Here is a 9,504-nt window from a genome sequence, read left to right as displayed (position 1 = left end):
TCGAAACGGTTGTTCCTGAAGTGAGAGTGAAAGAAGAAGTGGTCATGGAGGTTAAAGAAACAGAGCCAGTGCCGATCTCGATAATAGAGGCGGAGAGAGATGGAAGGGAAGAAGGTTTTTTAGAAGATGAACCCGTCGGCCGTCTTCATCGAGCGAGTATTCCACAAGAAAAACGGTTACAAAAATAGAAATACGCTTACATAACAATTCATTTCGAGAAAATGAATTAAAAATAAGTGGGAAAGGGCCTGGGTTTTTGTTATTCTATTTCCTGACCCTATCGCCCAGTAGGCATTCTTTATCACAAGGGGGCTTGAAGGTGGCGTCTGACCCTGAAAAAACATGGCTCAAAAAATGGGGTTTCCCGAGCCGGAAGGATTATGAAGCGTTCATCGGCAAACAACTCCGGGATCTCGATATTCCTGCCCAGGAACTCAAGTTATCCTTCGAAAGAGAATTAGAAGGATGGGCCAGGGAATCTCTAACAGGACAAAGAGAGCGCTTTGTGGCCCGGATTGAGCCGCCTCCATCCGGTCATTCGGGGACTGGCGGAAGCACCCTTCTGAAGAGCCCGGCACGGGTTGCCGAAAAGGTTTTGAAATCCTGGCTGGACTATCTGGAATGGGAAAAGGCCCCGAAAGAGAAACGCCGAAAAATCCCGCCCTTCAAGCATCATCCCCGGAAATTCCTCCAAACCCTCCCCGATATTGTCCGCTTCCGAATGGTCTGCAATTACTTAAAAGACCTCCGCTTTATCGATGAAAAGCTAAAAACCTTCATAGCCAACGATCCAAGGCTTCAGGCTGACAGCCGGGAAGATCACATTGCCATCCACTATCCGGGAAGCCGGGCCGGCCATCGGGCAATCGAATACACCATCGTTTTCCAGGAAATGGGGGTACGGTTTTTATTCGAGATCCAACTCATGACCCAGCTTCAGCATGCCTGGGACAAAAAGGACCATCACCTCATTTACGAATATGTCCGCATCGGGAAGGGAGACCTTATTCCGGAGCACCTCAGGAACCGGGTGGCGGCCATGAGTGAGCTGCTCTTTGTGGCCGATACCATCTTCGATGAGTTGTTGGAAGAAATCACCCATATCATGAAGGAAAGCCAACATGAATAGGATCAGCCGGGCCGGGCACCTGGTCAAAATCCGGAACAAGGCCACCCAAAGGGAAGAATATCTTTTTCTGTATATCACCGGTGCGGAACCGCCGGGGGCTTATAAGGCGGTTATCAAGGGCATACGGGATCTCCGGCTGCCTTCATTTTTTGTAAGGAAGGCAGAACTCCGGGCTGACGCGATAGAGGATTTTTCTCTGGTTGAGCAAGATCTTTCCAGGACCATCGATTACCGGATCTACCGCATCCCGATTACTGCCTTTTACGATCAGGGGGAAAAGATGTTTAAGGAATCCCTCTTTTTGAGTGGTGTGGTCAATGTCATTGAAAAAGATGGGGACTTCTTTCCTGCGAACCCCCTGACGGCCGTAGCCACCGGCTCGGACTTCTTTGATCGCGAGAGGGTCATTGCCAGATTATGGCAGCACCTTTCCAGGAAGGAATCGATATATTTATATGGCCCGAGGCGGTTTGGCAAAACGAGCATCCTAAAACGGATAGAAGGAATGGCCTCCTTGCACCGTTTTCGCCCGGTCATGATCGATCTGGAAGGCGTGGCCGGCCCTGAAGAATTCGTAGACCGATTGGCCTCGGAAATAGAAGGACCTGTCCGGACTCCCTGTCTTTTTATCCTCGATGAATGGCCCTATATGCTCGATACCTTCTTGTGTAAAGAGGAAGGGGGCCATGACGGTTCCCAGGATAAAACCGCGGATTTTGTCAAGTGGTTCAGAGAGGTAAGGGCCTCCCTCCAGGGCCATGACGTTTTTCTCTTTTCCGGATCTATTAATCTCAGGGTCCATATTAAGGACAATAACCTGGGTCGGGAATATTTCTCCGATCTGAAGGAAATGAAAATAGATTATTTTGACCGGACCGCTATCCGTGATTACCTTGAGAGCCTGCTCCTCGGCCGGGAAATCATCCTCTCCGACAGGATCCATCAGCATCTTGCCCAAATGGCTATGCCGGGAATTCCCTATTTCATCCAGATTTTGGAAAATATGGTGGTCTCCCTCTTCCAGAAAAACCCCGGCTTTTCCATCCATGCTCTTCAAGAGGCTTATGAAAAAATCACCGGTCTGGAAGGGAGAAGATATTTTGATACCTTTGAGCGCCATTTTAAGTGTTATGGAAACCGGAAGCCTGGAGCCAAAGCGGTTTTGAAAGCCCTTGCCAAGGCCGGAGAAAAGGGACTTGAGAAGGAAGATCTGCACCGGATCTATGGCGCCTCCTTCCCGCCCTCCATCGTTTCGGTAAAGGAATTCGATCTGATCCTGAGTTATCTGGAATACGATTTCTATATCGAAAAGGTGAAGGGAACCGGCCGCTTTCGTTTTGCCAGCCCCTTGTTAAGGGATTACTGGCGAAAAAATCAATAGATAGAGATTGGCAAAACCCCCCATTTATAATAAAATAATCTTAGCATCGATATAAGGAGGAAGATGAAAACATGAGAACCAAGGAACAATATTTTCAAGGTCTATCCAAGATGAAGCGGAACCTCTACTGCGACGGGCAGTTGATCGACCGTACCGATGAGGTCCAGATGGACTGCCTCAACACCATCGGCACCACTTATGATGAGGCGGCCAAGCCGGAGACTCAGGAGCTATGCACGGCCATCTCCCATCTAACCGGGGAACGGATCAGCCGCTTTACCCACATCCACCAGAATACCGACGACCTGCACAAGAAACAGGACATGACCCGCATGCTCTGCCAGAAGGTGGGGGGGTGCATCCAGCGCTGCATGGGAATTGATGCCACCAATTCCATTTATAACGTTTCTTACGAAGCGGACAAGCAGAACAACGGGGCCACCCGGTATCATGAAAACTTCAAGAAGTGGCTCACCCGTTTCCAGTCCGAGGATTTGGTAGGCTGCTGCGCCCAGACCGACGTCAAGGGCGACCGGCTGCTTCGGCCGGCCGACCAGCCTAACCCCGACGCCTATGTTCGGATCAAGGAGAGGTTGAACGACGGCATCGTGGTCAGCGGCTGCAAACTGCACATCTCGGAGGCTTCGGTGGCCGACGAGGTATTGGTGGTACCGACCCGGGCTTTGCGTCCCGAGGACCAGGACTACGCCGTGGCCTTCGCCGTCCCGGGTGACTGGGACGGGTTAAAACAGGTGGTCACCATCCGTAACTTCCGTCATAGGCAGCAATTCAAGCGGGGCTTCTCCCAGGGCGCAACCGATTCCTATATGATCTTTGAGGACTGCTTTGTGCCCTGGGAAAGGGTCTTTCTGGCCGGGGAATGGCAGCACGGGGGTGTCATGGCCCTGCTCTTCGCCCTGTTCCACCGCCATTCCTATTCGGGCTGCAAGCCGGGGCTGGGCGATATTCTTTTGGGGACCGCGGCCCTGGCCGCCGAAGTGAACAATGTCCATAAGGCCTCCCACGTCCGGGAAAAGCTGGCCGAGATCATCATGGTCACCGAGTTGGGATACGCCGCCGGGTATACGGCTTCCGACCTGGGCAAGCCGGAAGTCTACATGCCGGGTATCGGTTTTGTTCCTTATGGCCCGGGTTCCTATATCCCCCATTCCATTTACTGCAATGTCGGCCGCTGTCTGTCGGGTGAGGCAGTATTCAGGGAGGCCGAGATCCTTTGCGATATCGCCGGAGGGGTGGTGGCCACCTTCCCTCATGAGAAGGATTTTATGAACCCGGAAATCAAAGACCTGCTCAATAAATACACCAAGCGCAATCCCGTTATGCCGGTAGAGGATCAGGCCCAGTTCTGGCGGTACCTGGGCGATGCCCTCTGCTCAGGAAGCGGCGGTGTAGCCAGAATAGGGGCCTACCATGGGGGTGGCTCGCCGATTATGGAACAGATCGCTATTACTACCCAATATGACATCGAATCCAGGAAAAAGCTGGTCAAGTACATTGCCGGTATGAGTGGTGGGGACCGTGAGGCCTTGAGCCGTAAAGGAAACCGGTAATACGAAAATAAAGTTTCAAGTTGCAAGATGCAAGCCTGAAAAACCTTGAACCCTGTACCTTGAACCTATTTTCATACTTCATGGTGCCCCTATGGGACATGAGAGCTTAATAGGAAAACCGGTCATCCCCAAATGGCCCGGAAGACGTTTTTAATAAAATAGTTGTACCATAAAAAAAAATATGGTATAAAAGAAACTAAAATATATCCGCCTTTAAAGAGTTTTCGGCCCAGCGGCTCATGATCTCTTTAAGGGTATTAACCTTTAAGGAGGTTCTATGCCCAGTAAATTGTATGTCGGTAGTCTCCCTTATTCTGTGAATGATGAAGTCCTTGCCCAACTTTTCACCCCTTATGGAACGGTTGAATCCGCCAAAGTGATCACCGATCGGGAAACCGGTCTAAGCAAAGGCTTCGGGTTCGTAGAAATGGCCAGTGAACAAGAGGCTACTGAGGCTATTAATAATCTAAACGGCAGCGGGTACGAAGGGCGCACGCTTACGGTATCCAAAGCCCGACCCCAGGCCCCCCGTGAAGGCGGAGGGGGTTTCCGTGGGGGTCCAGGCGGAGGCGGCGGCGGTAAAGGGAAAAGCCGAGGGGGTGGCGGCGGTCGGAGCGGGGGATCCCAGGGCCGCGGCCGTTGGTAGTTCCTGCAATTGATATCATCTAAGAGTCTGCTATTAGCCTGCTAACCGGCTAACCCGGTGGCAGGCTTTTTACATTCTTACCGTCCAATGATCTTTTACCAAAAAAGGAGTGGGAATTTTTGTCTAAAGACGACCTGGCCAAATTCGAAGGTAAAGTTTCAAAAGCCACCGGGGGAGGAAACTATATGATAACCCTGGAAAATGGCGTTACTATTACAGCTAAATTGTGCGGCACGATGAAGCGGTTTAAAATCCGGGTGATCGAGGGGGACAGAGTAACCGTAGGGGTCTCCTTATACGACCTTTCACACGGCTTGATTATCTTCCGCCATAAATCCTAACCCCTGCTTTACAAAACCCCCCTATTTTTTTCAAAAAGGAATTTGTGGGATTTTCAGGTTTCATCAGGCCTGCGGTGGACAGGTTTGACCATTTTACCTGCCCCTGGCCCATCGCCTATAGCCTTTTCGAATTATGAAATTTTTTCACCTTCCTCCGACATTCAGTATTCGTATTCGATATCCGACATTCGGTTTTTCATGTTTCGTGGTGTCTCCTGGAGCATGAAGGTTAAAAAAAATAGTATCCATAGAAATTAGTTATTTTTTTTCTTGACATAATAAAATTCAATGGATATTTGTAGAGACAGTCTCTTAGATATTGATAATTTCAACAGGGCAATTTTTTTTATTTTTTCTTCTGAACCTTCATCCCTCCTTACCCCTGGAAGGGAGGGGAAGGGGTGGAGAGGCTTGAAACCTTATTCTCGTAGAAAAATAGAAGATATTTAACTGACTTAACTTAACAATAAGAGGAGGACGTTATCCATGATTAAATCAAGACTTTGTGATCTGGTAGGGATCAAGTATCCCATCATCCAGGCCGGAATGGGGCCTTTCGGGACCAACAAACTGTGTATTGCCTCGGCCAACGCCGGGGTGCTTGGGCTGATCAGTTCCAGCGGCATAGCCTCCAAGGATACCCAGCCGGAAATTTATGACTATTTCTGCCGGACCGGCGGCGCCGATCCGGCGGACGATGCCGAAACCATTTTACAAACCATTTTTCAAAAGACCCTGGAGCAGACCCGGGAAAAGCAGGGCATCTTTGGGGTCAACGTCATGGTGGCCGCCGAGATGCGGGACATTGCTCAGGTGATCGTCAAAACCATGATAAAGGTCCGGGAAGCGGACCCGGAAATGAAGAAACGGTTCAAGGTCCTGGTGACCTCGGCCGGCGATCCCCTTCCCTGGTCGGAAGCGGTCAAAAAGACCGACCTGATCTGGATGCACGTCATGCCTTCGGTCAAGGCCGCTTTGCGCTGCAAAAAGGCCGGGGTCGACGTGATCGTCGCCTCAGGCCATGAAGGCGGTTTCCATACCTCCTGGGAACCGGTCCACTCCATGATCCTGCTCCCGGCCGTGGTTGAGGCCGTATCCGATGAAAAGACCCTGGTCGTCGGTGCCGGCGGTTTCTGCGACGGCAAAACTTTAGCCGCCGCCCTGGTGCTGGGGGCCGACGGGGCCCAGATGGGGACCCGGTTCCTGGCCACCGAGGAAAGTGATTTTCATCAGATGTGGAAAGAAGGCGTGGTGGCCGCCGGTGACCGGGGAACATTAGTGGCCCGCGGTTTTGTCGGACCGGCCCGCTGGCTGAAAACCCCCCGGAGCATCGAGCATCAAAAAAATACTTTAAAGAAATCTCCCGGCGTTTTCCTGGGCGCCCCGGACGACTACACCACCATCGATATGTCTCTGATCAATTTCGAGATCGAATCAATCAATGCCGTCTACAAGGGCGACAAGGAAAAGGCCCTGCTGGCCGCCGGCGAATCGGCCCAGCGGGTCAACGATCTGCCCAAGGTCAACGACCTGGTCCAGGAGATCGTCACCGAAGCCGAAACTATTTTGAAAAGCGTCCAGACCAAATTCCTGGCCTAAACGATTCAATGAAGAAAAAAGCCGGGAGCCAACTCCCGGCTTTTTTTATTGCAGCCATGTAGGTCAGGTTGCAACCGACGGGAGCACCTGCCGGGGGATCTGGGCACGCACTCTGCATTTCGTTTCCCCATTCCCAAATCCGAAATCAGCATCTGTCCCCTATCCTCTCGATACCGAAGACGACCGCGTTGTCATTATCGGGACATTGCAACTCCCTTTTGCTGTTGATCCAGTCACTCTCCGGCGTCTCCCGGCAATAGGCGGTCAGATAGGGAAGAAGGGCCGGTAAAGCAAACATGCAGAGTCCCCTTGGTTCTCCGGCCTCAATCATCACCCCGCCCCGAATAAAGAAATGATCCCCCTTCTTGTACCCGGCCGCACAGGACCCCTTGACCGATTTGACGGTACACTTGATGTCAAACATATCCTTCCTCCATTATCCTGTGATTATTATACTATCTTTAACAACATCCTTTAAAATTAAGTACGCAAAACCTTTTTCAGATCAATTCCATATTTTTTCATCCGATTCCAGACCGTGACCCGGTTGATCCCCAAAGCACGGGCGGCTTGGGATTGATTGCCCTGACATTGCTGCAAGGCTTTGATCAAGGCCGTTTTTTCCCCCCGTTCAGCGGAATTTGATTCAGAGATCACGAATTCATCAACCTTCGGAAAACCGGTGGCTTGGAGCGGAGGCTGGACAGACTCGGGAACTATCGGCTTCGGTTTAACAATGTTGGAAGGCAGTTGGTCGAGATCGATTAATCCCTTCTCGGCGATTACAAAGGCATATTCCAGGGCACTTTTTAGTTCCCGGACATTTCCGGGCCAGCGATAATTCATAAAACCTTCCATGGCAGCCGATGACAATCCAGTAATTTTTTTCCCGGTTCTCACCCGCAGCCGGCGGATAAAGTTATTGACCAACAGGGGAATGTCCTCAGAGCGCTCCCTTAAGGGGGGGAGATGGATGGGAAAGACGTTGATGCGGAAAAAAAGGTCATCACGGAATTTTTGTTGAGCGATTAATTCTTCCAGGTTTTTATTGGTGGCTGTAATGATGCGAACATCCACCGAAATGGGATGGTCATCCCCCACATGTTCAAATTGCTTGGTCTCCAGAACACGGAGCAATTTGACCTGGATGGACAAGGGAACGTCCCCGATTTCATCAAGAAAAATATCCCCCTTGTTGGCTGCTTCAAAGCGACCCTGTCGGTGGCGGTAAGCTCCGGTAAAGGCGCCCTTGACGTGACCGAATAATTCACTTTCCAACAAGGCCTCGTTTAAAGCGGCACAATTGAACTGGATGAAGGGTTCCATTTTTCTTCTTCCCAATTGGTGAATGGCCCGGGCCACTAATTCCTTTCCGGTGCCGCTTTCCCCATAAATAATGACCGGGGCTTCGCTTTTGGCGGCTTTTTCAATCACATCGAATAGCTTCTGCATGGAGTTGGACTTGCCCAGGATACCATAAAATCCCACGTCCTCTTCCAGTTGTCGGGAGAGGAGTTCGACTTTCTGGTCCAGTCGTTCCAGTTCCGAAAGATCCATCAGAATTTCCACCGCACCCAGAGTCCCCCCCTTTTCATCCTTTAAGACGGAGGCGTTTTTTAGGGCCGGTACATAGGAACCATCCTTGATCCTCAGATGACAACGGCATTTTAATACCTGACCTTCGGCAAATAAACGGCACCAGACTTCACCGGACTTTGTTAATGTCCTTTCGCAGGCATCACAATCCAGTATCGTGCAGGGCTTACCAGTCACCTCCTTGGAGGTATATCCGGTCAGGCGTTCAAAGGCCTCATTGACCATGACAATGATCCCGTCCGGACCGACCAGCATGAAGCCTTCACTCATGGTGTTGACGATCTTCTTCCAGTAGCGATTGATTTCCTGTTCGTTCATTCCTGTTGTCCTTATTTAAGCACTTATTTAATCATTTAAACACTCGTTTAAATATCACCAATAGCTCTCCAAGGCAAAGAAAAAAGACCCCTTTGATTTTTAGTATACTTTACGGTTGGTTATAGAGATAAAAACTTTTTCCCCATCCGGCACAATGGTTGCAAAGAAAGGGAGCGATAAAATCACCGCCCCTTTATTGAGGCGTTAAAATGCCTACCACCCCGCCACTTGACCTGACCGAGATTTCCTGGCCGGTCTGTCTGCTCACGTTTAAGCAGCGTCTGCTGGCCTTAAGGACAGGGGAGCAACTGGGGGTCTCAGTCCAAGATCACGACGTGGCCGATCATATCGTCCTGATCGTCCACCGGTCCGAAGACAGGGTCATCGGCCGTCACATAGATGGGGAAAGACATAGGTTATGCATCCTAAAAGGGCCTTGCCCATTAAAAGAATGACATCATCATTTTTCAACTCTAATTCAGTTCCCGAGAATGGTTTATGGAGATAAACAGAAGGCTCTTTTTTAAAATTTCAGGATCGCTGGCGGCTGCTTCCCTGGTCCAAAAGGACAAGCCGGTCCTGGCTGCCGATCCCCTGAAGAGAGCTTCAGATGGTTACGGCTGCCTGGTGGATACGACCCTGTGTATCGGGTGCCGTATGTGTGAACAGGCCTGCAACGAACGGCATCGGCTCTCCAAACCCCGGGAATCCTTTGAAGAGCCGGCGGTTCTGGAAAGAATGCGACGGATGGATGAAACCTCTTATACCGTGATAAACCGCTATGGCCGGAAAGAGACCAATCCTTCGGCCCTGAAAAACCCGCAGACCTTTGTCAAATTTCAGTGCATGCATTGCCAGGACCCGGCCTGTGTTTCGGCCTGCATCGTGGGGGCCCTGACCAAGGAGTCCTCCGGACCGGTGAC

General features: G+C 50.8%; 11 protein-coding genes. 9 read left to right on the top strand and 2 right to left on the bottom strand.

Annotated elements, in window-relative coordinates; genetic code table 11:
- Positions 1 to 26: 26 nt before the first annotated feature.
- The 7 genes from HY879_15885 to HY879_15855 all read left to right on the top strand — a co-directional run bounded on the left by HY879_15885 (position 27) and on the right by HY879_15855 (position 6,667).
- A complete protein-coding gene (locus HY879_15885; GenBank protein ID MBI5604820.1) occupies positions 27 to 188 on the top strand; it encodes a hypothetical protein in 162 nt (53 codons plus the stop codon).
- Between the two features lie 131 nt (positions 189 to 319).
- Positions 320 to 1,129: a hypothetical protein gene (locus HY879_15880; protein MBI5604819.1), complete on the top strand. Its 810-nt coding sequence runs from the start codon at positions 320 to 322 to the stop codon at positions 1,127 to 1,129.
- Positions 1,122 to 2,510, top strand: a complete 1,389-nt coding sequence (locus HY879_15875) for a hypothetical protein (GenBank protein MBI5604818.1) — start codon at positions 1,122 to 1,124, stop codon at positions 2,508 to 2,510. Before HY879_15880 ends, HY879_15875 begins: the two co-directional genes overlap by 8 nt.
- A gap of 71 nt (positions 2,511 to 2,581) precedes the next feature.
- Complete coding sequence (locus HY879_15870; protein MBI5604817.1) at positions 2,582 to 4,081, top strand: aromatic ring hydroxylase; 1,500 nt, start codon at positions 2,582 to 2,584, stop codon at positions 4,079 to 4,081.
- Between the two features lie 277 nt (positions 4,082 to 4,358).
- The gene (locus HY879_15865) at positions 4,359 to 4,727 is read left to right on the top strand and encodes an RNA-binding protein (GenBank protein MBI5604816.1); all 369 of its coding nucleotides are present in this window, start codon (positions 4,359 to 4,361) and stop codon (positions 4,725 to 4,727) included.
- Between the two features lie 119 nt (positions 4,728 to 4,846).
- Positions 4,847 to 5,068 carry a translation initiation factor IF-1 gene (gene infA / locus HY879_15860; protein ID MBI5604815.1) on the top strand — a complete coding sequence of 74 codons (222 nt, stop codon included), beginning with the start codon at positions 4,847 to 4,849 and terminating at the stop codon, positions 5,066 to 5,068.
- A gap of 486 nt (positions 5,069 to 5,554) precedes the next feature.
- Positions 5,555 to 6,667: a nitronate monooxygenase gene (locus tag HY879_15855; protein MBI5604814.1), complete on the top strand. Its 1,113-nt coding sequence runs from the start codon at positions 5,555 to 5,557 to the stop codon at positions 6,665 to 6,667.
- Between the two features lie 145 nt (positions 6,668 to 6,812).
- Here the strand turns inward: HY879_15855 and HY879_15850 are convergent, their stop codons facing one another.
- Positions 6,813 to 7,091 (bottom strand): TIGR04076 family protein, encoded by a 279-nt coding sequence (locus HY879_15850; GenBank protein MBI5604813.1) that lies wholly within the window; start codon positions 7,089 to 7,091, stop codon positions 6,813 to 6,815.
- Between the two features lie 56 nt (positions 7,092 to 7,147).
- On the bottom strand, positions 7,148 to 8,581 hold the full coding sequence (locus HY879_15845; GenBank protein MBI5604812.1) for a sigma 54-interacting transcriptional regulator: 1,434 nt from the start codon (positions 8,579 to 8,581) through the stop codon (positions 7,148 to 7,150).
- A 209-nt stretch (positions 8,582 to 8,790) separates the two neighbouring features.
- Between HY879_15845 and HY879_15840 the strand changes: the two genes are divergently transcribed.
- Both HY879_15840 and HY879_15835 read left to right on the top strand, forming a co-directional pair.
- Positions 8,791 to 9,036 (top strand): hypothetical protein, encoded by a 246-nt coding sequence (locus HY879_15840; protein MBI5604811.1) that lies wholly within the window; start codon positions 8,791 to 8,793, stop codon positions 9,034 to 9,036.
- A gap of 43 nt (positions 9,037 to 9,079) precedes the next feature.
- Positions 9,080 to 9,504: 4Fe-4S ferredoxin (locus tag HY879_15835; GenBank protein ID MBI5604810.1), on the top strand; the 425-nt coding region annotated here is incomplete at its 3' end.

The organism is Deltaproteobacteria bacterium (genome assembly GCA_016219225.1).
Classification (GTDB): domain Bacteria; phylum Desulfobacterota; class RBG-13-43-22; order RBG-13-43-22; family RBG-13-43-22; genus RBG-13-43-22.
Note: the sequence above shows the minus strand (reverse complement) of the source record. Positions and strands in the feature narration are given on the sequence as shown.